The organism is Thiomonas sp., from assembly GCF_054608695.1.
The window spans coordinates 36,127-59,916 of sequence record NZ_JBTRXV010000014.1; the positions used below are offsets into that span (position 1 = coordinate 36,127).

General features: G+C 62.9%; 21 protein-coding genes. 16 read left to right on the forward strand and 5 right to left on the reverse strand.

The features are described from left to right. Nucleotides 1-55: 55 nt before the first annotated feature. From ACYCUK_RS07760 to ACYCUK_RS07770, 3 genes are read right to left on the reverse strand one after another with little or no spacing between them, the layout of a single operon-like run. Nucleotides 56-1,324, reverse strand: a complete 1,269-nt coding sequence (locus tag ACYCUK_RS07760; RefSeq protein WP_461594221.1) for a hypothetical protein — start codon at nt 1,322-1,324, stop codon at nt 56-58. Then, nucleotides 1,321-1,914: a chemotaxis protein CheW gene (locus tag ACYCUK_RS07765; protein WP_461594222.1), complete on the reverse strand. Its 594-nt coding sequence runs from the start codon at nt 1,912-1,914 to the stop codon at nt 1,321-1,323. The genes ACYCUK_RS07760 and ACYCUK_RS07765 overlap by 4 nt, the downstream gene beginning before the upstream one ends. Further along, on the reverse strand, nt 1,911-3,179 hold the full coding sequence (locus ACYCUK_RS07770) for a hypothetical protein (protein WP_461594223.1): 1,269 nt from the start codon (nt 3,177-3,179) through the stop codon (nt 1,911-1,913). Before ACYCUK_RS07770 ends, ACYCUK_RS07765 begins: the two co-directional genes overlap by 4 nt. Between ACYCUK_RS07770 and ACYCUK_RS07775 the strand changes: the two genes are divergently transcribed. Then, entirely contained in the window at nt 3,168-3,503 is a 336-nt protein-coding gene (locus ACYCUK_RS07775) for a hypothetical protein (RefSeq protein WP_461594224.1), read from the forward strand. The two genes, ACYCUK_RS07770 and ACYCUK_RS07775, sit on opposite strands and share 12 nt — an antisense overlap. On the opposite strand, the gene ACYCUK_RS07780 is transcribed toward ACYCUK_RS07775, so the two are convergent. Further along, nucleotides 3,489-4,328, reverse strand: a complete 840-nt coding sequence (locus ACYCUK_RS07780) for a GGDEF domain-containing protein (RefSeq protein ID WP_461594225.1) — start codon at nt 4,326-4,328, stop codon at nt 3,489-3,491. The genes ACYCUK_RS07775 and ACYCUK_RS07780 overlap by 15 nt on opposite strands. Nucleotides 4,329-4,701: 373 nt before the next feature. Continuing rightward, nucleotides 4,702-5,421: a flagellar basal body P-ring formation chaperone FlgA gene (flgA, locus tag ACYCUK_RS07785; RefSeq protein ID WP_461594243.1), complete on the reverse strand. Its 720-nt coding sequence runs from the start codon at nt 5,419-5,421 to the stop codon at nt 4,702-4,704. 391 nt (nt 5,422-5,812) lie between these two features. Here flgA and flgB point away from each other — a divergent pair, with 391 nt between their 5' ends. The 15 genes from flgB (at nt 5,813) to ACYCUK_RS07860 (ending at nt 23,674) form a co-directional block, all read left to right on the forward strand. Then, the gene (gene flgB / locus ACYCUK_RS07790; protein ID WP_461594226.1) at nt 5,813-6,232 is read left to right on the forward strand and encodes a flagellar basal body rod protein FlgB; all 420 of its coding nucleotides are present in this window, start codon (nt 5,813-5,815) and stop codon (nt 6,230-6,232) included. Between the two features lie 35 nt (nt 6,233-6,267). Continuing rightward, a complete protein-coding gene (gene flgC / locus ACYCUK_RS07795; protein WP_461594227.1) occupies nt 6,268-6,684 on the forward strand; it encodes a flagellar basal body rod protein FlgC in 417 nt (138 codons plus the stop codon). Nucleotides 6,685-6,709: 25 nt separating this feature from the next. Then, nucleotides 6,710-7,399: a flagellar hook assembly protein FlgD gene (locus tag ACYCUK_RS07800; protein WP_461594228.1), complete on the forward strand. Its 690-nt coding sequence runs from the start codon at nt 6,710-6,712 to the stop codon at nt 7,397-7,399. 54 nt (nt 7,400-7,453) lie between these two features. Continuing rightward, nucleotides 7,454-8,689 carry a flagellar hook protein FlgE gene (gene flgE / locus ACYCUK_RS07805; protein ID WP_461594229.1) on the forward strand — a complete coding sequence of 412 codons (1,236 nt, stop codon included), beginning with the start codon at nt 7,454-7,456 and terminating at the stop codon, nt 8,687-8,689. Between the two features lie 102 nt (nt 8,690-8,791). After that, on the forward strand, nt 8,792-9,529 hold the full coding sequence (flgF, locus tag ACYCUK_RS07810) for a flagellar basal-body rod protein FlgF (protein ID WP_461594230.1): 738 nt from the start codon (nt 8,792-8,794) through the stop codon (nt 9,527-9,529). 57 nt (nt 9,530-9,586) lie between these two features. Beyond that, on the forward strand, nt 9,587-10,372 hold the full coding sequence (flgG, locus tag ACYCUK_RS07815; RefSeq protein ID WP_461594231.1) for a flagellar basal-body rod protein FlgG: 786 nt from the start codon (nt 9,587-9,589) through the stop codon (nt 10,370-10,372). A 13-nt stretch (nt 10,373-10,385) separates the two neighbouring features. Continuing rightward, nucleotides 10,386-11,072: a flagellar basal body L-ring protein FlgH gene (locus tag ACYCUK_RS07820; RefSeq protein WP_461594232.1), complete on the forward strand. Its 687-nt coding sequence runs from the start codon at nt 10,386-10,388 to the stop codon at nt 11,070-11,072. Between the two features lie 24 nt (nt 11,073-11,096). Continuing rightward, nucleotides 11,097-12,239, forward strand: a complete 1,143-nt coding sequence (locus ACYCUK_RS07825) for a flagellar basal body P-ring protein FlgI (RefSeq protein ID WP_461594233.1) — start codon at nt 11,097-11,099, stop codon at nt 12,237-12,239. Nucleotides 12,240-12,247: 8 nt separating this feature from the next. Then, complete coding sequence (flgJ, locus tag ACYCUK_RS07830) at nt 12,248-13,315, forward strand: flagellar assembly peptidoglycan hydrolase FlgJ (RefSeq protein WP_461594234.1); 1,068 nt, start codon at nt 12,248-12,250, stop codon at nt 13,313-13,315. Nucleotides 13,316-13,379: 64 nt separating this feature from the next. Continuing rightward, entirely contained in the window at nt 13,380-13,805 is a 426-nt protein-coding gene (locus ACYCUK_RS07835; protein WP_461594235.1) for a hypothetical protein, read from the forward strand. A gap of 1 nt (nt 13,806) precedes the next feature. Further along, complete coding sequence (gene flgK / locus ACYCUK_RS07840; protein WP_461594236.1) at nt 13,807-15,810, forward strand: flagellar hook-associated protein FlgK; 2,004 nt, start codon at nt 13,807-13,809, stop codon at nt 15,808-15,810. A 20-nt stretch (nt 15,811-15,830) separates the two neighbouring features. Then, nucleotides 15,831-17,096, forward strand: coding sequence for a flagellar hook-associated protein FlgL (gene flgL / locus ACYCUK_RS07845; protein WP_461594237.1), 1,266 nt, complete (start codon nt 15,831-15,833; stop codon nt 17,094-17,096). 3 nt (nt 17,097-17,099) lie between these two features. Continuing rightward, nucleotides 17,100-21,497, forward strand: a complete 4,398-nt coding sequence (locus ACYCUK_RS07850; RefSeq protein ID WP_461594238.1) for a rhamnan synthesis F family protein — start codon at nt 17,100-17,102, stop codon at nt 21,495-21,497. 111 nt (nt 21,498-21,608) lie between these two features. Further along, nucleotides 21,609-22,913: an EAL and HDOD domain-containing protein gene (locus tag ACYCUK_RS07855; protein WP_461594239.1), complete on the forward strand. Its 1,305-nt coding sequence runs from the start codon at nt 21,609-21,611 to the stop codon at nt 22,911-22,913. 20 nt (nt 22,914-22,933) lie between these two features. After that, entirely contained in the window at nt 22,934-23,674 is a 741-nt protein-coding gene (locus ACYCUK_RS07860; protein ID WP_461594240.1) for a flagellar brake protein, read from the forward strand. Nucleotides 23,675-23,790: the final 116 nt, after the last annotated feature.

Genomic DNA, 23,790 nt, shown 5'->3' on the forward strand with positions numbered 1-23,790 from the left:
CCGGATGCAGGCAAACCTGCCCGCACCTGGGTTGACGGCACGCCACCGCCAGACTTTAGCCCTCTCCTTGAGCATCCCTGTGGCGGCTGGACGCATCAGGCGGGAAAGGACTCGGGATGGCAGCGTCGGGCGCCGGCGTGGTCATATCCGACGGGGCGAATTCCATCCGCCCTTGCTGCAGCGCAAGCGATAGACGCTGTGACATCGCACCCAGAGTCGTTCGCAAGGAGTCTTGGGCGGATTCCGAATTGACCCATTCGGTCGGATCCCGCTCCAGCTCAGAGTGCGCTTGCTGCAATGCAGCAGTCATGGTTTGTAGCTCCAGTGCAGCCTGCTGCAGGGATGCGACCAACACCTGCCGGGTCTGCGGCCCCGGCAGCGGCCATGCAGACGGCTCGCCAGCGGTCGGGGCTGGCTCCAGCTCGAACCAGGTCCGTTCTGCTGCACGAACCTGATCCTGCAAAACCGCAGCCTCGGCGCATAAGGGCTCCAGATCCTCGACCACCGAGGCCAATTCTGGGTTCTCGTCACGCTCCAGGCTGATGCGCTCCAGTGTGAGACGGAAATTCAGCCCCAACAATTGCATGGATTCGGCAAGCCGCGTGGCCGTTTGCACGAAAGCACGCTTCATCTCGGCGGCATGCGTTCGCGCTTCGTGTTTTTCGGTTAAAGACGTAGGCGCCATCTCCGCAGCTTTCAACAGTGCCGAGACGGGCTGCAGTACGGTTTCGAGAGAGGCGACACTGGCCTTCAGGCTGAGCTGTAACGGTTCCAGGCTCGAATGGGCGCGTGCTTGACGATCCGCTTGCACCGCCCCCTGAAGCGGCATGCCGGCGAGCATCTGCTCGACCTCGGCAAGAGTGCCGAGGATGGTCTGATGCATCGTAACTGCCATTGAGTTGGTGGCCATGGCACGGGCTTGGCCAACGGCAAGGTCATGCTCACAAGCATGCAATTTCTTGTTGGTATCGGCCAGTTCCTGTTGCTGGCGACGGGAGACGACGCGCAAATCGTCGAGCAGGCCGCGCCACTCGGGCGCGACATCAGTACCCGGTGGCGCAGCCCCACGCATCAGGGCTTGGGCCGTGATGCGCAAGCGGCCCTGTTCGATCTTGATGCTCAGGCCGAGATAGAGGGCCAAAAACAGCGCGAGCACGACCCCTCCCCCTAGGGCGAGGTTCAGCATCGATCCATTGGCCGTGGCCGCGGATGCGCCGATCAGGCCAGGAGTGAACGCACCACGCACCAGCCACCACAAACCGACCATCCACGCGCTGCACAGCAGCCACATCAGGAACAAGGCCCGCATCGGGGAGATTTTCACGTTTCAAACTCCGGAAAGACATGCAGCCGTGCATCTGCGGCCGCGCTGAACTCGGACATGACGGCAAGGCAGCCGTGCCATAGAGCCGGCACATGCAGCAAGGCACAGACCTCGCCATCGGGCGCCGATGCCAGCGGCAACAAGGCGAACATGGCGTTCCAAGGCGGCGATAAACCGGGGCTCACAGGGATCCACTCCGGCGCGAGCGCCGAGTCGCGGTGAAACCCTCGCACCGCGTCGACCGCCACGGCCCAAGCATGCGTCGGTCCCTGACACACCAGCAGACGTGTCTGCGGCCGACCCAGGCTCGCGCGCCTGCCAAGGCTGAAACCAAGATCGAGCACCACCAAAACTCTTCCCTGCCACGCCAGCAAGCCGGGGCAATGTGGGTTGTGGCCAGGCAGGGGGGAAAAGCCGGATGGCAAGAGAATCTGCCGCACTTGGCGGCTGTCGATGGCACATAGCTGGCCATCGGCCTCGAACAGCAACCAACTCCCGGAACCCTGCGCAACAGCGGGCTCTGCATCACGCGCCTGCACCCCTTGCGGGAGATGCGATCCGACATGCAGGGAGGCCGGTGCTGGATTCATCGCCGCTTGCCACGGACCTGCCCCTGAAGGCGCGACAGAAACCTCAGCGAGAGCAAAAACGCCATCGAACTCGCCACCGCCTGCGGCATCACCGCGGCCGCCTCGATGCCATACGACGCTCCGATCTGCGGCGGGATGGACCAGAAATGCAGAGTCTGGACGGGAGCACATGTGTCCACGCGCAGCGCGAAAAACTGCTCACGGTACTGCAGCAACAACATGCACGAGGTCTCGGCGGGCAATGCACCCCAGGCGGATTCGAGGCTCAGAACCGGTACGGCGCCAACATCCGTGAACAGCAGCGCTTCGCCGCGAGGCAGGCTCAAACTGCGGTTATCCATGGGAACAACGCCCAGCACACACGTAGCAGGCAAGGCAAGCGACCAAGCGCCGATGCGCACCAAACGCACTTCGATACCGGCATCCCAGGGTTGATGCTGGCGGACTTGCGGCGCGCCTTTCTCCATCTGACTTGAGCTGTCGGCCGCTTTGATGTCAGGATTCATGTCGGCAACTTTCATCGGTGCGATGGGCGCCGATGAAAGTTCAGGCTCAGCAATGACTGGGGATGCGGCGACTACTTTGACTTGCCATGACTCCCAGGCTTCGCGCAATTCCCGCCAGCTCTTGATCTGCTCGCGCAACAAGCCCGGGATCTCCGCCAGCAGCTGTAAAAACGGCTCTGTAGCAAACGCGCTGCCACCCGAAATGTCTTGTTTTCCCTCGGTGGGAGGCGGCTGCTGCAAGTCAGCTACGGGACCGGAGGGGGGCGCGCCGTCCCTTGACGCCTGCGCTGCTTCGGGTGCCATGGTCGCCGATGCTGGTGAAGGAGCCACGACTTCCACGAGAGGTGGTCCTAGTTCGGGTGGCTCGAGGTCGGCGGCCTTGATTGCTGGCGGCTCAATGTCGGGCCGTTTGACGGGTTGATCCTGACCGATTGCGGTCGCGGGCTGGGCCGCAATCGAGAACTCAACCGATCTAACCGCCTGGTCGGAACCAGACGTCATGGATTCCGCCGCTGCAACCGCCGGGGGCGTCGACGCTGCCTCGGCGACTTGAGCAACCAGTATTTCCGCAGCCGGAGATGCAACCGGGTCCGGTCGCTCAGGGGAGCCTTGGGTCAGCCCGACGACATGATCCTGTAGCGGCTCAGTCTCAAGATCCCCCAGGGGCTCAAGCGTGCGGCGCAACCCAGTCACCACCACCCGCAGGACGTCCCAGCGCACAGGCATTCCTGCGCCGACGCCAGGCAGTTGCACCAGCAATTCCTGCTCGCCTTGCCGGCAGAGTTGGCGTACGGCCTCCAGCCCAAGAAAATCAGCGCCGATGCGAATGCCTCGCAGCGCCTCGCCGGCATGGCCAAGCGCTTGCATGGACTCGACGCCCATGGCAACATCAGCCAGGGCTTGCTCGAACTGGGCGAGAAAGACGCCGGCATCGCGCGCGAAGGCCGCCATCAACTCGTCCGGAGAGGCTTGGGCGAGATTCACCACCAGCTCCGTGGCAAGCAACACGGGTTCGGCCCGGACTTCATGGCGTCAAGACCTTCGATGTTTCCGCACTGGGGCTTCAGTTCAGACCCCACTTGAACCTGTCTTGGCCCAGCGGAACTCGCCCATCTGCTGCAATCGCGATTTGGCGGCATAGAGCAAAGTGTCAGCCTCGCACAGGATTTGGGGGATGGTGGCGTTTGGGTCCAACGCGGCGATTCCGGCGGAAAACTGCGCCGACAAGGCTTGGCTCTGCACATGCAGCAGGGGCTCTCGTTGCAGTCGTCTGCGAATGCGTTCAACAACCGTGTTCGCCTGCTCGTCTGTGGTCCGGGGCAGGCAGATCACGAATTCGTCACCGCCGTAGCGGAAAGCGGCGTCGTAAGGCCGCAATTCCGCCTGCAGCATCGTGGCGAAGGCCCCCAGATAGCGGTCGCCAGCGAGATGACCATAACGGTCGTTGACAAGTTTGAACTGGTCAAGATCGATGAGCGCAAGCGCGCAAGAATGATCATGCCGCCTCATCACCCATGCATGTTCAGCGAGCAGTCGCTGCGGCGGCGCTCGGCGTCCCGGTAGACCGGTGAGCGGGTCGAGGCCAGTTCGCTGTGCCGTGAGTTCGACCTCGATTTCAGCGATCTGCTGCAAGGAGGCCAGGCCGCTATCCACGATGGCGTCGTAGATGCGCAAAGCCTCGGGTTGGGATTTGCTCGCAGCCGCCAGGCTGGAGACCCGTCCACCGAGACCCTGGAGCTCTGCCATCAGCGCGGCGCTTGCAGTGGTCAGGGTGTCCGTGCGAAGCGCCGGCTCCATCGCCTGACGCAAATGCTGCTCGATGGCCTCAATCGGCAGCGCCGCCACGGCTCTCGGCTTCTGGCGATAGGCGCCCTGGCGCAGGCAGCGTTGCAGCCATGAAGACGGCAAGCTTCGAGCCATACGAATGGCTACAGAGTCAGGGCTCTCAGCACCTTCATTTGGCCATGAATCCACAGCGTCCAGCCTGTCTCCCGCAGCACCGATCATGACCGGGTGTGGGGTGCTGGCTTCGATATTCGTTGTGATTGCCGAAGCCGACATGGGCACAGCTCCTAGGGATGATTGCTCAAAACAAGCAAACCTGGTGCCAGCCCAAGTCTTTACATAAGACAGTTTTGTTCTAAAAAAATAGAATTATTAATGGTTATTTTAAAAATTTTCCAATCAATATTTTATTCGACGCCAATTTCCGGCGGCTGCGTCATGGATTTGACGGAATATGACTGACCGACTTGGCATGACGATCGATTGCCCTGATTCGTCAAGGCCCCATCGCCACCATGATTTGTCCAGCCCCGTCGACAACGCCGGTGACGACCTTGCCAGATTGGACATTACGCGCCAGGATGGTTTGCCCCTGGCGCCCGTTTTCCATGGCCATACCCAAGGCCACCAGTCTCACGCCCTGCCCCAGTGCGACCAAGGGAACCGACTGCCCATAGTGAATCAGCTGCGGCCCGGCGAGCATGCCTTGGGTGACGCTTTGCCCGGCCGCCACGCTGTATTGCAGAACCCTGCCGATGGCCTGCGCCGGCTTGGTGATCGCGCCTGCGGGCAGGCTCGACAGGTCACGCTGCACCACGGCCAGATCGCCCTCGGTCAGCACATGCCCGGCACCAAGCGCCCGCGCTGCAACCACTGCCCCCTGCGGCCAAGCCACCTGAACCGGTAGATAGAGAGACCAGACCTGAGGTGTCAAACAGGCCACCTCGACGGTCTGCGCGCCGAAAGGGTTGGCAGCGCCGAAGTCACGCGCCTGCATATGCCCGCAGCGGGGAAAATGCAGGCCCTCCACAGGCCCCTGAACGGTGATGCGCGCATCTTGCGATTGTTGTGGCAGGCGACTTCGGACGAAATGCTCGACGACCTGGCGAATGCTTTCGGCGGGCTCCCAGGCCGTGGCATCAGCCGCTTCGGCCATGCTGGAACCCCATAAACCTGCGCCAAAGACGGTGAACGTGACGAGCAGCAAGCAGCGCACCCCACGCCAAAGACCGGAGCACTGTTGCGAAGCTCTCGCCTGAACACTCATCCAACCCACACCGCACATCTTCATGCTTCCTTTCGTCGCCAGCCGGCCTTCAATGGTTCGCAAGACCCCGTCGATCCCGACCCAATCCCACCCAATGCGGGCTTGACCATCCACCTCCATGCTGCAAGGTCAATACCACTGGAGTGCCAAGGTATTCGACTGGTGACCCAGTCCAGGAAGAAGCCGGAGTGAACCCAGCTTTGCCGCCGAAGCGGCAAAGCCTTGCCGCTCCTGTTGGGTGCCGCTGGCACGGATGGCCGCATGCAAGCAAGGGCTGACGTGGCGGAGGCACTGGCACGCTTCGTGCAGAAGACATGGCATCCACCGCCACGACCTGACCATGAACTCCGCCCTCGACCGCGCATTCGCTCCGCTGCAAACCGCGCTGGACCTGCGCGCGTATCGACAGCAACTGCTGGCGGCGAACATGGCCAATGCCAATACGCCTCACTACAAGGCTGTGGACCTTGACTTCTCCGCTGCGCTTCAAAGTGCGCTCCAACAAACGCCCGGCCAGACCCAGGGTTCCCTGGTGCTGAAAGTTGAGCAATCCGGCCAACAACAAGGCACCCAGACCGCGAATCCGGCTGCCGCCTTCGTCGCCTACCAGGCAGGCAATTCCGTGAGGCTCGATGGCAACTCGGTCGACATGAGCCGAGAACAGGCCTCATTCCAAAAGAACAGCATCCAGTACGAGGCCGATCTGACCTTCCTCACCGGCAAGATCAAGACGCTGACCTCAGCCATCACTGGCAACTGAACCCGAACTCCAAACGCCGGCTGCCGATCCCTGCCATGTCCCTGTTCACTGCACTCGATGTCGCCAACTCCGGCCTGAACGCCGAGAGCTATCGGCTCAATGTCGTGGCCAGCAATCTGGCCAACGCCAACTCGGCCACGAGTTCCAACGGCCAGCCTTACCGCACCCGCGAAGTCGTGTTCACCGCGCAACCTTTGTACGGCCCGGGGGTGCCCGCAGGCGTCAGCGGTGTGCAGGTTGCCGGTGTGGTGGAAAAGCCCGGGCCCATGAAGCTGGTGTACGACCCAGGCAACCCGCTGGCCGACAAGCAAGGCTATGTGGCTTATCCGAACGTGAACCCGGTGGACGAGATGGTCAACATGATTTCCGCTTCGCGCGCCTACCAGGCCGACGTGAACGTGATGAACACCACCAAGAACCTGCTACTCAAAACCCTAGCCCTGGGCCAATGAGCCTGAACGCTTGAAGGACAACACCATGAGCATCCCTTCCATCGGCAGCAACGCCTTTCTCTCATCGCTGCAGACGAGCGGCAGCAGCGGCACCTCCGCCAGCGGCGTGAGTGGACTGAGCAACGTCAATACCTTCTACAACCTGCTGGTCACGCAATTGACCAACCAGGACCCACTCAACCCGATGAGCAATTCAGACTTGTCGGCGCAATTGGCGCAGTTCAGCACCGCCAGCGGGGTGCAGTCCATCCAGCAATCCATGGCAGCGCTGACCGCGCAACTGGCGCAGTCGCAAGGTCTTCAAGCCGCCAATCTGGTCGGGCAAAACGTGGTGTTCGACAACAACTCGGTCAGTCTGGGAGCAAGTGGCGGCACCGCCGGGGGCTTCACCCTGGCCAACGCCGCGCAGAACGTGCAGGTTCAGATTCAGAACAGCGCGGGACAAGTCATCCAGACTTTGCAGCTCGGAGCCTTGCCTACCGGCGTGCAAACGTTCAACTGGAATGGAACCGATTCCAGCGGCAAACCCGCTCCAGCCGGCAATTACAGCTTCAACGTTCAGGCGACGGACTCTGGCGGCCAGAGCGTGGCCGCGATTCCCTTCGGGACAGGCAAGGTGCAGTCGGTGTACCTGAACGCCAGCAGTGGCCCCGCCCTGCAAATTCAAGGTCAGAGCGGCACGATTCCACTTGCGAGCATTCAAGGCGTGATGTAAGCGCCGGCAAAGCATCCCAGTACAGCACCGCACACCACCCATCCGGGGATATCGATGAGCACTTTTCAAACGGCACTCTCTGGCCTGCAAGCCGCCTCCACCGACCTGCAGGTGATGGGCAACAATATTTCCAACGCCAACACCGTGGGCTTCAAGGAGTCGAACGCTCAGTTCGCCGACGCCTACGCCTCGGCGATTGCAGGGACCGCACCAGCTGCTGGGCAGATCGGTATTGGCACGACCGTGCAGACCGTGGCCCAACAATTCTCGCAGGGCAATATCCAGACCACCAGCAACCCGCTGGACGTCGCCATCAACGGCACGGGTTTTTTCCAGTTCAACTACAACGGCGCAACCGTCTACGGTCGCAACGGCCAGTTCCAGATCGATCAAAACGGCCATATCGTGGATGCTGCGGGCGGCAAGCTCATCGGCACCCCTGCCGTGAGCGGCGCGCTGACCGGGGGTGCCGGTCCGTTGCGCGTCACGGCAACAATCCTGGCGCCGCAAGCGACATCAGGCTTGAGCATCGGCCTCAATCTGGACGCCGGAGCCACGCCGATTGCCAGCGGCACGGCATTCAACATCAACGACCCCACCAGCTACAACTACTCGACGAGTACGACGGTTTATGACAGCCTGGGGGCATCGCATTTACTGACGAGCTACTACCAGCTCACCTCCGGTGCGACACCAACCTGGAACGTCTACTACTCGGCCAACGGCACAACGGCCTCGGGAGGCACCACCTCAGGATCGTTCGGAACCTTGCCGTTCACGTCCGCCGGAGCCGTCAGCGGCACGGTCAGCGGCACCATTGCCGGGCTGAACTGGGCCGATGGCGCTTCGAGCAGCACTATTGCCCTCAATTTCGCCGGCTCGACCAATTACAGCGCGCCGTCGGCGGTGAGCAGCATCACCGATAACGGCTATGGCGTCGGCCAGCTCAGCAATCTGTCCATCAACCCCGGTGGGGTGGTCTATGGCGTCTACAGCAACGGCCAGTCGTCCATCCTGGGCCAGATCACGCTGACCAACTTCGCAGCACCGCAGAATCTGCAGCGCGTGGGCAACAATTACTACGCTGCGACCTACCAGTCTGGCCAACCGCTCACCGGACAACCCAGTTCCAACGGATTGGGCACGCTCCAGGCCAGCGCAGTGGAACAGTCCAACGTCAACTTGTCGACACAATTGGTCGATCTGATCGTCGCTCAACAGGCCTACCAAGCCAATGCCCAGACCATCAAGACACAGAATCAGGTGGTCCAGACCTTGCTTACTTTGTAAGCGAGCAGCCCCAGAACGCCGCAAGCGGTGCCAGCCCCAATCGAATCGCGATCCTTGGGGTGGCTCTTCGATTCAATTGCAAGCCCGACCGAAACTTGACTCATGGATACCCTTTGGATTGCCGCCAACGGCGCTCGCGCCATCCTGCAGCGGCAGGACGTGGTCACCAACAATCTGGCCAATGTCAACACCACCGGCTACCGCGCAGCGGAGGCCCAGTTTCGCGCCTTGCCCGTGTATGGCGAACCACTGCCGAGCAATGCCTACGTGACCACGCAAGGCAATCGTGCTGACTTCCAGGAAGGTCCGGTCAATCACACCGGGCGCAATCTCGATGTCGCGATCAAGGGGCCCGGTTGGATTGCGGTGCAGGCCCAAAACGGCGATGCAGCCTACACCCGCAACGGCGATCTGCAGGTATCCAGCAGCGGCATCCTGAGCACGAGCGACGGTCACCCGGTTCTCGGCCAGGGAGGCGCACCGATTTCACTGCCGCCGCTGCAATCGGTGCAGATCGGCGCCGACGGCACCATCTCCGGCGTACCTGTCGGTGGCCAGCCCAACGCCTTGGTTGTGGTCAACCGCATCCAACTCGTCAATCCGCCTGCCACGCAAATGCAACGTGGGGCCGACGGCCTGTTCCGCGACACCAAGGGCCCCGCCCAGCAGGATGGTTCAATGCAACTGGACGTGGGTGCGCTTGAAGGCAGCAACGTCAATCCGGTACAGGCCATGATCCAGATTCTCGACAACTCCCGCGCCTTCGAAATCCAAACCAAATTGATGCAGACGGTGGACCAGAACCAGCAGGCCGCAACGCAGTTGCTGAATGTGAGCTGATGGCGGCTTCGCCTCAAGTCCTGTCCTTATCGACGCCCTTCGAATGAGACCTCTCCCATGATTCGCTCCCTCTATATCGCCGCCACCGGTCTGCAAGCCCAGCAGACGAGCATGGATGTGATTTCCAACAATCTGGCCAACGTCAACACCACGGGCTTCAAGAGTGCGCGGACCGTGTTTCAGGACCTGCTCTATCAAAACCTGACACAGCCCGGGGCGCAGTCATCGCAGACCACGCAATACCCTTCGGGCCTGCAACTCGGCACGGGCGTGACCCCGATCGCCACCGAACGGCTGATGACCGAGGGCAATCTGACGCAAACCGGCAACTCGCTCGACGTGGCCATCAACGGTCAGGGGTTCTTTCAGGTGCTGCAGCCTAATGGCACCATTGCCTACACCCGGGACGGGACCTTCCAACTCAGCAACCAGGGGCAGCTCGTCACGTCCAACGGTTACCTGATACAGCCCACCGTCACCATTCCTGCAAGTGCACAGAGCATCACCATTGGCAACGATGGCACGGTGTCAGTCACCTTGCCTGGGCAAGCGGCGCCGCAGCAGGTCGGCACCTTGCAGCTCGCCAGCTTTGTCAACCCCACGGGGCTGCAAAGCGTAGGCACCAACCTCTATCTGCAAACGGGTTCCTCTGGCAGCCCCAATACCGGTCAGCCCACACTCAATGGCCTGGGTTCGGTGCAACAGGGTTATCTCGAATCGTCGAACGTGAACGTGGTCTCTGCACTGGTGGACATGATCTCCACGCAGCGCGCTTACGAGATCAACAGCAAAGCAGTGCAGGCTTCTGACCAGATGCTGCAGTACGCCGAGCAGAACATCTGAGCTGGCTCCGCATATGCGCACCCATGTCAGCACTGTTGTCGTATCGTTGCTGGCGCTGCTGCTCGGCGCTTGCGCCGACATGCCCGGCCACATGGCCGACGAACAGCTCAAGCCCCTGCCCGTTCCGGCGATGCCCGAGGCCATGAACGCGCACACCGCCAATGGCTCGATCTGGCAACCTGGAACGAACGTGACTTTGTTCGAGGACACGCGCGCGCACCGCGTGGGCGATCTGATCACGGTGTTGATCCAGGAAAATGCCAACGCCACCAAGTCCACCAACACCACCATCAACAAGTCCGACAGCGTGAGTGCCGGTCTCACCAGCTTTTTCGGCGTCGTTCCAACCCTCGGTGCATACAGCCCCAGCATTGGCGCCACCTCGGCACAGAAGTTCGGCGGTAACGGCGCCACCGCGCAAAGCAACACCTTCACCACCACCTTGCAAGCCACTGTGGTTCAGGTGATGAGCAACGGCAACCTGGAAATTTCCGGCCAGAAGGAAGTGATGCTCAACGGCGGACACGAATTCGTTCGCGTGGTCGGCGTCGTGCGCGCGGCCGACGTCTCACCGCAAAACACCGTTTCCAGCACACAGATTGCCAATGCTCGCGTCGAATACAGCGGCAACGGCAGCGTCTACGCCGCGGCCAAGGTGCCCTGGTTGACCAGTTTCTTCCTCTCGCTATGGCCGTTCTGAACGGCACGTGACCAACACGATCTCATGCAAACCCTAAGCGCACCATCTCGCTCGCGTTCCGGCCTTCTGAACCGGCTGCTGTTCGCCCTGACCCTGCTTGCTGCCGGCACGACGGCCCAGGCCATGGCGATTCGCGACCTCACCAGCGTGCAAGGCGTGCGGGTCAATCAGCTGGTGGGCTACGGGCTGGTGGTGGGCCTGTCGGGTACCGGCGATCAGGCGACCCAGGTCCCTTTCACGACCCAGTCGCTGCTCAACATGTTCCAGCGTCTGGGCATCAATCTGCCGCCGAGCGTGGCGTCGAACCTGCAGCCCAAGGACGTGGCCGCGGTGATCGTGACCGCCCAGCTTCCGCCCTTCTCTCAACCTGGACAGACCATCAACGTCACGGTCTCGGCCGTTGGCAATGCATCCAGCCTCGCCGGAGGCACCTTGCTGATGACTCCGCTCAAAGGCGCCGACAGCCAGACTTACGCGGTGGCGCAGGGCAATGTGGTGGTCAGCGGTTTTGGTGCCTCATCGGGGGGCAACACCACACAAGTCAACTTTCTCACTGCGGGCACGGTGGCCAACGGCGCCACCGTGGAACGCGCGGTCGCCAATCATTTCGACCAGCCCGGGCCGCTCACCCTGGCGCTCAATACCCCGAGCTTCGGCACGGCAAGTCGCATTGCCGACCGCATCAACCAGCAATATGGCGCCAATACGGCCGTGGCCTTGAATGCGGGCATGGTGCAAGTCAGCGCACCCGCCAATCCGGGTGCGCGTACCGGTTTTCTAGGCAGTCTGGAAGCGCTCGACGTCTCCCCGGAAACCCCGCCAGCCAAGGTGGTGATCGACGCTCGCAGTGGAACCGTGGTGCTGGGGCAGAACGTGACGCTGGGGTCCTGCGCGGTGGCGCACGGCAATTTGTCGGTGACGATCAACACCCAATATGAGGTGAGTCAGCCCAACCCGCTTGGTGCCGGGCAGACCGCCGTGGTACCGACGACCAACGTGAAAGCGAAGGTGGACAAGGCCAACTTGCTGATGTTCAACCCTGGCGTGACGCTGGAAGCTGTCGTGCGTGCCCTCAATGCCGTGGGCGCCACGCCAAATGACCTGATCGCCATCCTGCAGGCGATGAAGGCCGCAGGAGCCCTGCATGCGCAACTCGACGTGATCTGAGGCCGGCGATGCAAACCCCTATCCTGCCCCTGACCCCTCTGCCGCCAACAATTCCAGCGGCCGCCAACAGCCTCTCGTTCCAGGGGCTGAACCAGCTTTCAGCCGCAGCCAAGGCCGACCCGCACAACCCGCAGGCGATCAAGGCCGTGGCGCAGCAGTTCGAGGCGCTGCTGATGCAGCAGATGCTCACCGTGATGAACGCCACCAGCCTTGGTCCCGATCTGCTCGGTGACACTTCCGGGCCGATGTTCAAGTCACTCTTCACGCAGCAGATCGCCACCACCATCAGCCAGGGGCAAGGCATTGGTCTGGCCAGCTTCCTGGCCAAGGAACTGGCCACGCGCTACGGCACTGCACACCCAGTCCACCCGGGCAAGGCGAGCGGCCCGACATCCGGCACGAACATGCCCGGCGCTCTGCCGCAGGCCGCCGAGTCGACACCACGGCCCCGCGCCACCACTGCATCCGCAACCACCGCGACGCCGCCGCGCGGCACAGTCCGTCCAGGCAGCGCCGTTGCGATCACGCACGTGCCAGGCAATGGGACGCAAACGTCCGAGGGCGACACAGCCCCGCCCACGCTACTGGACAAGGCGCAGGCTTTCATCCAGTCCATCCTGCCCAGCGTGCAGTCGGCGGCCACGGCGCTGAAGGTCAGCCCGATTGCAATTCTGGCCCAGGCAGCTCTGGAAACGGGTTGGGGCAGCCACGCTCCAGGCAATAACCTGTTCGGTATCAAGGCGGGTGCCAGTTGGCAAGGTGGGACATTGACATCGATCACCAGCGAAGTGAGCGATGGGGTCTCGCACCTGGGCGAAGCCGCCTTCCGCGCCTACCAGAGCGCCTCCGACAGCGTGCAGAACTACGCGCAGATGCTGCTCGGCTCTTCACGCTTTCAGAACGTGCGCGGCCAAGGCGGCGATATTGCCGGTTTTGCCGCAGCCTTGCAGCGCAGTGGCTACGCCACCGACCCGCATTACGCCAGCAAACTGCTGGCCGTGGCGCAAAGCCCAACCATGCGCGGGGCGCTCGCGGCGCTTGGCCTGCAGGACGGCTCAAGTTTGGCCGCACGGTGACGTTAGAACAGCCAAAGCACCGACTCACGCGACCTGCAATCCAGCGACTCCCGGCCCGGCAGCAATGACGAACACCCCTCCCTTGGACGAAGCCCGCTTGGTTGCAGCGCTCACCGACGTGCTGCGCCAGAAGCGGCAAGCCCTGCTGGACGGCGATCTGGCGCTTCAAGCCTCAACGGCATCCGCTGCCGCAAGAGCGACACCCGATTGGCTCGCACCCCTCTGGCAACCCCTGCTCGACGAGCTTGATCGCTGTACAGCGCGCCGGCAACAGGCCGGGGACAAACCTGCGGTGTCGACCGAACTCGCAGCGCGGGTGAACGCACTGCGCCAGGAATATGAAGGATTGCAGCACACCCTGACCGTGTGGAGTGCAGCCATTCGGCAGGCACTGGAGCAATCGTCGCAGCGCCTGCCAGAGCCGGTGTACGGTCCGGCCTACGGCCATTCCCATTCCTCCACGCAGCGCCAAACTCTGGGGCGAGGCTGAAATGTCCGGCATCAGCGGTCTCGTCAGCAACTCCCTTACTGGCCTGCAAGCGGCGCAGGAGGCGCTGCAGGTCACGGGCAACAATATTGCCAACGTCAACACCCCCGGCTACAGCCGTGAACAGGCGATCCAGTCCACCCAGCCGCCCACGCTGCTGGGCGGGCTGTATCTGGGCAACGGCACCCAGGTTGAAACCGTCACTCGCAGCTACAGCAGCTATCTGCAGTCCCAGGTCTGGAGCACCACGGCCACGGCCAGTGGTGCCAACACCTTGAACACCCAACTGCAACCCATCGTCAATCTGCTGGCTGGAACCGGCTCGGGCCTGAGTACGGCAATCAACCAATTCTTTGGCAGCGGCGTCGCGCAAGTGGCGGCCAACCCATCGGACATCCCCTCGCGCCAAAACCTCATCAGCCAGACGCAAGGACTGGCTCAAGCCATGCAGGGTTCGGCCCGGCAGTTGCAGGACGCGGCCAGCGGCGTGAACCAGCAAATCGGGCAGAGCATCACCACGATCAACGGCTTGACGCAGCAGATCGCCCAGCTCAACACCCAGATCAACAACCTGTCGGGCTCGGGGCAGGCACCCAACACCTTGCTCGACCAGCAAAACCAACTGGTCACCCAACTCTCGGCCCAGGTCGGCATCAACGTGCTGCAACAGGGCAACCAGGTGAATGTGTACACCGGGAATGGTCAGGTTTTGGTGGCCGGCAACCAGTCCTACGCGCTCAAGGCGGCACCAAATTCCTATGACCCGACGCAGATCGAGGTGGCATATGCCAGTAGCGGCGCCATCATCTCCTCGGGCTTGCAAGGCGGCAACCTCGGTGGCCTGCTGCAGTTCCGCAGCCAGGTGCTGCAACCGGCACAGAACGCTCTCGGGCAGATTGCCGATGGGTTGGCGCAGGCCATGAATTCGCAACAGGCGCAGGGGCTGAACCTGAGCGGCACGTTCGGAGCGGCAATGTTCTCGACGGGGAATCCGCAAGTTCTGTCCAGCAGCAGCAACACCGGCTCCGCCCAGATTTCGGCCAGCATCGTCAACACCAGCGGATTGACCGCATCCGATTATCTGGCACGCTTTGACGGCACAAACTGGACGGTGACGAACCTCTCGAGTAAGCAGGTCATCACCTCGGGCAGCACCTTGCCCCTGAGCTTCGATGGTGTGCAACTCACCCAAGCCAGTGGCACGCCAAAGAATGGTGACAGTTTTCTGATTGAACCCACGCGTTACGGCGCGCTGAATTTCCAGTCGCTCTTGACGGCCCCATCCACCATCGCTGCAGCCTCGCCCTATGTCAGCAGTGCTGGATCCGTTCAAAGCGGTGGCGTGCTGGTCAACTCCAACCTCGGCAATCTGACACTATCTGCGGGCAGCTTTACAGCCACGAGCGGCAGCGCCAGCGTCAATCTCTCGAACACGCTCGCCAGTCCGCCCGTGCCACTGCAGCTCACACTCACCAGCAGCGGAGTCAGCGGCGGCACGGTCACCTTTCAGGTCACATCGGGCAGCGGCGCCACATCCGGCGTGGTCGGCTCAGGGAACCTGACCCTGGGCACCAGCGGTACGACCCTCGGCATCAACTACCCGAACACCCCCCCAGGGGGGCAGTGGCAGGTCACCTTGAGCGGCAGCACCGCCGCATCCGGCGATGCTTTTACTCTCACGCCCAGTGGCCCAGGCAATGGCAACAACGCCCAGGCCATGGCTGCACTGCAAACGGCCAAATCCTTGAACGGCGGCACAACCTCGTTGGAGGGTGCCTACGGTCAACTCGTCAGTCAGGTTGCGAGCCAAGGCAGCCAAGCGCAAAGCTCGTTGTCCGCAGCAGCAGCCGTGGTGCAACAGGCAAGCGCGGCGCAGCAATCTGTTTCCGGCGTGAATCTTGACCAAGAGGCCACAAACCTCATTCAGTACCAGCAGGCTTATCAGGCCGCAGCCAAGGCCATCCAGGTCGGCAACAGCCTGTTCCAGTCGCTGATCCAGGCGCTGTAGAGCGAGCCGGGGAGCACGTCATGCGCATCAGCACACCGCAGTTCTACGCCGCCAGCCTGAGCGGCATCCTCAACCAGCAGAACACGCTCAATACCCTGAGCCAGCAGCTGTCGACCGGCAACGCCCTGGTCAACCCGTCGGACCAACCCGTGGCCGCGGCACAGAACGTCACGCTCACCGGGCAGATCAACCGCCTGGCCAGTTACCAGCAGAACGGCCAGAACGCGCAGAACGCGCTGCAGCTTGAAAGCTCCACCCTGCAAAGCGTGGGCACCCTGGTCGACCAGGTGCGGCAACTCGCCGTGCAGATGAACAACGGAACCGTCAACACGCAGGATCTGCAAAACGCCTCCGCCACCATGCAGGGCTATCTGCAGCAGCTGGTGCAGTACGGCAATACCCAGGACGGCCAGGGCAACTATCTCTTCGCCGGCAGCAAGAGCCAGGCCCAGCCGTTTTCCCTGCAGCCCAATGGCCAGGTGCAGTATCTGGGCGACGGCAGCCAGAACCAGCTGGCCCTTGGCCCCAGCCTTCAAACCTCCGTGAGCGACCCCGGCAATGCGCTGTTCATGAACGTGCCCGGCGGCAACGGCAAGTTCTCCGTGGCCGCGTCCGGCGGCAACACGGGCAATGCCACCGCCGGCCCGGGCAGCGTCAGCAACCCGGCGCTGGCCCAGCAGGTGCTGCTGGTCGACGGCACGCAGTACCAGATCAGCTTCAGCGGCACGATGGCCAGCGGCGGCACCATCAGCTACACCGTCACCAGCGGCACCGGTTCGGGCATGGCCGGCTCCGGGGTGGTCAGCAGCGGCACATACACAAACGGCATGAGCATCGCCCTTCCCCCGGGAAGTGGCGCGGCCATCAGCGTCCCCATCCAGGGCACGCCTGCGGCAGGAGACACGTTCACCATCGCGGGCGCCGGTCCGCAAAGCCTGTTCGCCACCTTCCAGGCGCTGCAGCAGGCGTTCACCACCACGGCGCAAACCCCCGGCGCCAATGCCCAGCGCGCCCAGGCCATCAGCAATGTCCTGGCCAGTCTGGACCAGAACCAGACCCATCTGCTCAGTGCCCAGGCCTCCATCGGCAGCCGGCTGCAGCAGGCGCAGGCGGTGCAAACCCAGAACGCCAGCCTGACCCTGCAACTGCAAACCCAGCAGTCGCAACTGGCCGACATCAACTACCCTCAGGTCATCTCCCAGTACCAGCAAAGCCTCACCGCGCTGCAGGCGGCGCAAAAGGCTTTCGTCCAGGTGCAAGGGCTCAGCCTGTTCCAATACATCTGACACATGACATCGAGCCAGACCCATCTTTGGGAGTCCATCGACAGCGCTGAAGAGACCGGGATCGGGGCTTATCACAGCAACCCACGCGCTGATCTGCTGAGTCTATTGCGGCAACCACCACGCCGAGTCCTCGACGTCGGCTGCGCATCCGGCGCGATGGGGGCTTGGCTCAAACGGCAATTCCCCAAAGTGGAACTCTGGGGCATCGAGGCCAACCCCCATGTCGCGCGCCAGGCGCAGGCGCACTATCACCGTGTCATGCCGGGCTTGCTGGAAGACGTCGATCTGGCGGCCCAGGGACTGCAGGCCGCGAGCCTCGACACCCTGGTTCTGGCCGATGTCCTCGAGCACATGCGCAATCCATGGCGCGCGCTGCACGCCCTGCGGCCCTGGCTGTCCGGGGACGCGCAGGTCCTGATCAGCCTTCCCAACGCCCGCAACCTCTGGCTGCTCAACGAGCTGGCCGAGGGCCGCCTGACCTACGAGCCATCCGGCATTCTCGACATCACCCATCTGCGGTTCTTCACCCGCGACGAGGGCCAGCGCATGCTGGAGCAGACGGGGTATACGGTCGAGGCCGTCAGCTACGGACCCGACAGCCGTTTTTTCCAGACCCCGCGCCCAGCCGCCTTTCCCGCCAACCTCGAAACCGAGCATCTGGTGCTCAAGAACGTCGATGCCGACGAGTACCAGCAGCTCATCAGCCTGCAGATTTTTTATCGCGCCCGCCCGCAACCCGCCGAATCCCGCGTGTTCATTCCCACCCGCGCAGCCATGCCGGCGTCCGCGGCCGGCCATGCCGAAGCCCGCGTGTTGCGCGCCGGCCAGCAGCAAGGCACGGGAACGGCCGTCCTGCTGCACCTCTACTACCCCGAACTCTGGCCCGAATTCGCCCGGATGCTGGCCGCGCTGCCCGAGCCCAAGGATCTGTATGTCTCGCTCAGCGCGGGGCGTGAGGATGTTCTGGACGACATCGCGCGCGACGCCCCGCAGGCTTTTGTTCTCAGCCACCCCAACCGGGGCCGCGACATCGCGCCGCGCCTGGCCTTGTTGCGCCATGCACGCACGAAGCGTTACGGCCAGTTGCTGTTTCTTCACGGCAAAAAATCCCCCCATCTACGCGAAGTCCAGAACATCCAGATCCCGTTTCTCCAGCACCGGGACGGTGATCGCTGGCGCCAGGAACTGGTGGCCGCGCTGCTGGGAGCGCCGCTGCAGGTCCAGTCCGCTTTCGCGCGTAACCCCAGGCTTGGATTGATCGGGCCTTCGGGCTTCTGGCTCGGCCTGCGCGGCGACCCCAATCTGCCACGCCTGGCCGGGCTGGCACAACGCATGGGCATCGCCCCCGATGTCTCGCGCCATGGCTATTTCGCCGGGTCCATGTTCTGGTGCCGCCCCCAGGCGCTGGATCCCTTGCTGGCGCTGAATCTGAGCGAAGCCGATTTCGACGCGGAGGAAGGCCAGGCCGATGCGACCTTGGCGCATGCCGTGGAGCGCTTGTTCGCGCTGAGCGCCGAGAAAGCCGGCTTTCAGATTGCCGATACCGCCGGCAACATCCTGGCCGAACCTCCGCGGCCCATCCAGCCCTGGCTGCCCGAAGGCCGCTGGCTGCCTCGGGAAAAGGACTGGGCGCTGCAGACCATCGGCAGCTGGACCAGCGCCAAGCCGCCGCTGCCGCGATTCGCCCTCGCCTTGCTCCCGCATGCCACCCAGCCTGCCCAGGCCACGGCCGCCAGCCTCGACGCGCAGTGGCTCGGCGCACAGGCTCTGAACCTTCCGCAAGCGGAATCGGCCGTTGCATTGCTGCATGCGGCCAACCAAGCGCTGAAAGACAGCGGCGCGGATTGGCTGGGCCTGATCGACGCCGGCGACCAGCTCGCGCCCGACGCGCTGTTCCGCATCGCCCATGCCGTGCGCGAGCATCCGGAATGGCAACTGGTCTATACCGACGAGGACAACATCACGCCCGACGGCCAGCATGTGAACCCGCATTGCAAGCCGGATTTCAATCTGGATTACCTGCGCAGCCTGCCCTATGTCGGCGGCCTGATGCTGGTCCGGCGCGACCTGTTCGCGGCTCTGGGGGGATTCGACGCTGCGCACGAAGGCGCCGAGGATTACGACCTCGCGCTGCGCGCCTGGGAGCATCTGCAGGCCAGGGGCGCGCAAGGAAACGCAGGGCCGTCCCAAGTTTCCTTGCCCCCCGAGGGGGGCGGAGATGGCGCAGCCATCTCCTGGGGGCACGACGCCGATGCGGCCATCGGCCATGTGCCCGAGGTGCTGTACCACCGGCTGCAGGGTTCCGGGCACACGCGCAAATCGGTCCCGGAGATTCTGGCCGCGGGCCAGGCTGCGCTGGAGCGGCATTTCCAGCGCCTGGGCATCGCTGCGGCGGTCCAGCCCGGACCTTTCCCGCCCGCGTTCCGCGTGCAGTGGCCCTTGCCCGAGGCCAGGCCGCTGGTGTCCATTCTGGTGCCGACGCGCGACCAGTTGCCCATGCTGCAGCGCTGCATCGAGTCCTTGATCGAGAAGACGCGCTGGCCGCGCTATGAAATCCTCATCATCGACAACGACAGCCAGGCCGACGATGCACGCAACTACCTGGCCGCGATCGAGGCCAAGGAAGCCGAACTCGGCGACCGTCTGCGCGTGATCCGCCAGCCCGGCCCGTTCAATTTCTCGGCCATGAACAACGCCGCGGCGCGCGCGGCGCGCGGCGACTATCTGCTGCTGCTGAACAACGACACGGCGGTGCTGCACGAAGACTGGCTCGACGAAATGATGGGCCATGCCTTGCGCCCGGACGTGGGCATCGTCGGCGCCAAGCTGCTGTACCCGGACGGCAAGATCCAGCATACCGGCGTCATCCTCGGCATGCGGGGTCCGGCCGAACATCCCTTCATCGCCCGCGCACCGGAAGACCGCGGTTATTTCGGTCGCGCCCAGTTGACGCAGAACTATTCCGCCGTCACGGGTGCCTGCCTGCTCGTGCGCAAGAGCGTGTTTGATCAGGTCGGCGGACTTGACGAAAACGACTTCAAGGTGTCATACAACGACATCGACCTGTGTCTGAAGGTGCGCGAGGCCGGGCTGCGCATCGTCTGGACGCCGTATGCCCTGTTGATGCACGAAGGTTCGGCAAGCCAGAAGGGCAAGGTGGAACAAGAGGCCGCCAGCCCGCCGCAGGCGGCGGCCGCCCCACGAGGGGGTGAGAAAACCTGGGGGCGGCCCGGCGCTTTTCTCCAAGCCAAGCCGGACGAGGCCAAGCTCAGGCGCTTTGCTGCCGAGAAGGATGCGATGTACGCCAAATGGCTGCCGAAGCTGGCCTACGACCCGGCCTACAACCGCCACCTCAGCCTGGCCAGCACCGACTTTCTGCTGGAAGATCAGCCGCCCCTGAGCTGGGATCCGGCCTGGCGCCCGTGTCCGCGCATCCTGGTACACCCCGCTGACCGCGAAGGTTGCGGCGAGTATCGAATCATCGCGCCGATGCGTGCGCTCAACCGCGCTGGCGTCACTCAGGGCTGGGAAACCATGCGCCTGTACGAGCCCGCGGAAATGGAGCGCATGCAGCCCGACAGCCTGGTGGTGCAACGCCAGATGGAATGGCCGCAGATCGAGGCGCTGGAACGACACGCGCGCACCAGCAAGGCATTTCGCGTGTTCGAGATTGACGATCTCATCACCAATCTACCGCTCAAGAGCGTGCACAAAAGTAGCATCCATAAAGACATCGCCAAGCGCTTCCGCAAGGCTGCCGGCCTGTGCAACCGCTTGGTCGTGGCCACCGAGCCACTGGCGAAGGCCTATGCCGGATTCAGTGACGAGGTGGTGGTCATGCCCAACTATCTGGAAGCCGCGCGCTGGGGTGCCCTGCAGCCGGTTCGCGCCGAGCGAGCCCGGCCGCGTGTGGGCTGGGCGGGCGGCATCGGGCACACCGGAGATTTGGAACTCATCGTCGATGTCGTGCGGGAAACAGCCGCCGAGGTGGACTGGGTGTTCTTCGGCCTGTGCCCGGAGGCACTCAAGCCGCTGGTGAAGGAATTTCACCCGGGCGTGCCGCTGGACCAGTACGCGGCCAAGCTCTCCAGCCTGGATCTGGACCTCGCTGTCGCTCCCCTTGAAGACAATGCGTTCAACGCAGCCAAGAGTCATTTGCGCCTTCTTGAATACGGCATCCTTGGCTATCCGGTGATCTGCTCGGATCTGCTGCCTTATCAGGGGGATTTCCCGGTGACCCGCGTGGCCAATCGCTTCCGCGACTGGAGTCGCGCCCTGCGCGACGCCATCGCCGACCGCGCCGCAATGCGCGCCCAGGGCGACGCATTGCGCGCCAAGGTACTGGCCCATTGGATGATGGAAGACCACCTCGATGCCTGGCTCAAAACCTGGACGGCCTGAGCCGCACGAACACCCGATCGAGTCTGGCCACTGCGGCGGGGCTGCGGGCTGATAGCATCGAAACCGAACTGAAACTTCCTCACATCGCCAGCATCCCAGCACCATTTCAGCATGCAGACACCCGCCGAATCATCTGCCCAATCGACATCGCCAAGCATCGTCAGCGAGCAGGCTGCTGTCAGTAACGACGATAGTTACACCTATATCGCACGCCAGCCGATCGTCGACCGGCAGCAGCACATCACAGGTTACGAGTTACTGTCGCGCGCCACGGCCACCAGTACGGAGGCGCCCGCCACCCACACGCGCGCCTCCGACACCGCTTTCCTGTTCAACGCGCTGTCGAACATCTCTTCGGAAAATCTGTTTGGCGACAAGCTGGCCTTCATCAATGTGCGGCTGGATGACTTGAGCGGTGAGCATTTCGACATCGTGCATCCTGAACGCATCGTGCTTGAGTTGCCGCGCGCCACGCGTGATGATGCGCAGCTCATTGCCGAGGCGCTGCCCCGTATGCTGGCGCTACGCGAACGTGGTTTTCGGTTGGCAGCGGGCACTTTTGCGGCAACGGCCCCCTATGCGGCATGGCTGCCGACGCTGAGCTTCCTGGAGGTGGATGTGCAAGCACTGCCGGTCGGCGTCGTTCCTGCACTGATGCGCAAGGTCGAGCACCTGCGCAACCTCAAACTCATTGCCGAGAAAGTGGAAACGGTTCAAGCTTTCCGTGAATTCTTCGACGCGGGTTTCCATTTGTTCCAGGGCTATTACTTCGCCCGACCACAGACCGTGAGCGCCAAGGTCTTTAACCCGGCCTACTCCACGGTCCTGCAGCTCATCAACCTGGTCAACAAGCAAGCCGAGATTCCGCGTATCGAAGAAGTGCTCAAGCGCGACCCGGCTCTGTCGTTCAAGCTGCTGCGCTACATCAACTCATCGGGATTTGGGCTGATGTCGGAAATCACCTCGTTCCGCCATGCTGTGATGATCCTGGGCTATAAGAAGCTGTTCCGCTGGCTGGTGCTGTTGATGGCGACAACCCCGGGCAACAGCGCCGCATCCGCCATCGCAGGCAACGCCATCACACGCGGCCGCATGATGGAGCTCCTGGTGCAAGGCTCCCTTTCGGCGGAAGATGCCGACAACGCATTTGTCGTTGGCGTGTTCTCCATGCTCGACGTCATGCTCGGCGTGCCGTTGGACAAGGCACTCGAGGAAATTTCCCTGTCTGAGTCCATCACCATGGCCCTGAAGCGTCATCATGGCACTTTCGGGCCATACCTGCAGATTGTCGAAGCCTGCGAACAACAGAGCTGGATGGATGTCGATCTTCACATCAGCTTGTTGGGTCTGAGCCGCCGGCGCGTCACCTCTTCTCACCTGGAAGCTCTGGCCTGGTCTGACAGCCTGGGAATCTAAACCCATTCCCAAGTGCGAAGATGCGTGAGGTTGCCAACAAGCTGTTCAAAGACGAGTTCCGTCTGACCACGCACCAGAAAGCCGAACATGTTCTGGGCAAGATTGCCCGAACCCGCGACGCACTGGCCGTGATTCCGAGCGAACACGCCGAGGAGTTCACCTCGCTGCTGCTGCACATCGACCGGAAGAATGAAGAACTCATCATTGACGAGCTCAACCCCGCGCACGGCAGCAGGCGCGTGGCCGAAGGTCAGCCCTTTTTCTGCCTGGGACGCTCGGATGGGGTTTACGTCGGATTTCAGAGTCACTTGATTCAGGCTGTCGACTGGGAAGGCTATGGTGCGCTACGCATCGCCTACCCCGAAACCACCTATTACCTGCAGCGACGCAGCTACTACCGTGTGTTGGTGAATGCTGGCGATGCCGGACAGGTTGAATTGCAACGCCGCGGCGCCCGCCCCGTCCAGGGGCAATGTCACGATCTCAGTGGCAGCGGCATGCGCATCCTGCTCACCTCACCCACGGATTTCGCTCTGACCCAAGGCGAATACATTCCTCTGGTGCGCTTCGACCTGGACGGTGTGGAACTGGCCAGCGAGGCGCAAGTCCGATTCGTTGGCGCCATCCGCAGCAACAAGGTGAGGCAGCCGGTGCGCCCCGTCGGCATCCAGTTCCTGAACATGACCCCAGCGTTCGAACAGCGCATCATGAACTATGTGCAGCACCGCGACCGCCAACTGCTACGGGAAGGTAGAACCTGATTCACGCCCGACTTCCCCAGTGCCAACCCCGGCAGCAGCAGGCTCGGCCAGGCACTGCACCCGCACGATACGGGGCTGCATGGTGGCATCCGGCCATGCGCTGGACGACCCAGTCC

Bases quoted from the DNA above. Each gene is read 5' to 3' on its own strand.
- flgK (WP_461594236.1), top strand. From the start codon at position 13,807: ATGTCCGGCATCAGCGGTCTCGTCAGCAACTCCCTTACTGGCCTGCAA.
- flgG (WP_461594231.1), top strand. From the start codon at position 9,587: ATGATTCGCTCCCTCTATATCGCCGCCACCGGTCTGCAAGCCCAGCAG.
- flgE (WP_461594229.1), top strand. From the start codon at position 7,454: ATGAGCACTTTTCAAACGGCACTCTCTGGCCTGCAAGCCGCCTCCACC.
- ACYCUK_RS07855 (WP_461594239.1), top strand. From the start codon at position 21,609: ATGCAGACACCCGCCGAATCATCTGCCCAATCGACATCGCCAAGCATC.
- ACYCUK_RS07800 (WP_461594228.1), top strand. From the start codon at position 6,710: ATGAGCATCCCTTCCATCGGCAGCAACGCCTTTCTCTCATCGCTGCAG.
- ACYCUK_RS07860 (WP_461594240.1), top strand. From the start codon at position 22,934: ATGCGTGAGGTTGCCAACAAGCTGTTCAAAGACGAGTTCCGTCTGACC.
- ACYCUK_RS07835 (WP_461594235.1), top strand. From the start codon at position 13,380: ATGACGAACACCCCTCCCTTGGACGAAGCCCGCTTGGTTGCAGCGCTC.
- flgC (WP_461594227.1), top strand. From the start codon at position 6,268: ATGTCCCTGTTCACTGCACTCGATGTCGCCAACTCCGGCCTGAACGCC.
- flgJ (WP_461594234.1), top strand. From the start codon at position 12,248: ATGCAAACCCCTATCCTGCCCCTGACCCCTCTGCCGCCAACAATTCCA.
- flgB (WP_461594226.1), top strand. From the start codon at position 5,813: ATGAACTCCGCCCTCGACCGCGCATTCGCTCCGCTGCAAACCGCGCTG.
- flgL (WP_461594237.1), top strand. From the start codon at position 15,831: ATGCGCATCAGCACACCGCAGTTCTACGCCGCCAGCCTGAGCGGCATC.
- ACYCUK_RS07765 (WP_461594222.1), bottom strand. From the start codon at position 1,914: ATGAATCCAGCACCGGCCTCCCTGCATGTCGGATCGCATCTCCCGCAA.
- ACYCUK_RS07850 (WP_461594238.1), top strand. From the start codon at position 17,100: ATGACATCGAGCCAGACCCATCTTTGGGAGTCCATCGACAGCGCTGAA.
- flgF (WP_461594230.1), top strand. From the start codon at position 8,792: ATGGATACCCTTTGGATTGCCGCCAACGGCGCTCGCGCCATCCTGCAG.
- ACYCUK_RS07825 (WP_461594233.1), top strand. From the start codon at position 11,097: ATGCAAACCCTAAGCGCACCATCTCGCTCGCGTTCCGGCCTTCTGAAC.
- ACYCUK_RS07820 (WP_461594232.1), top strand. From the start codon at position 10,386: ATGCGCACCCATGTCAGCACTGTTGTCGTATCGTTGCTGGCGCTGCTG.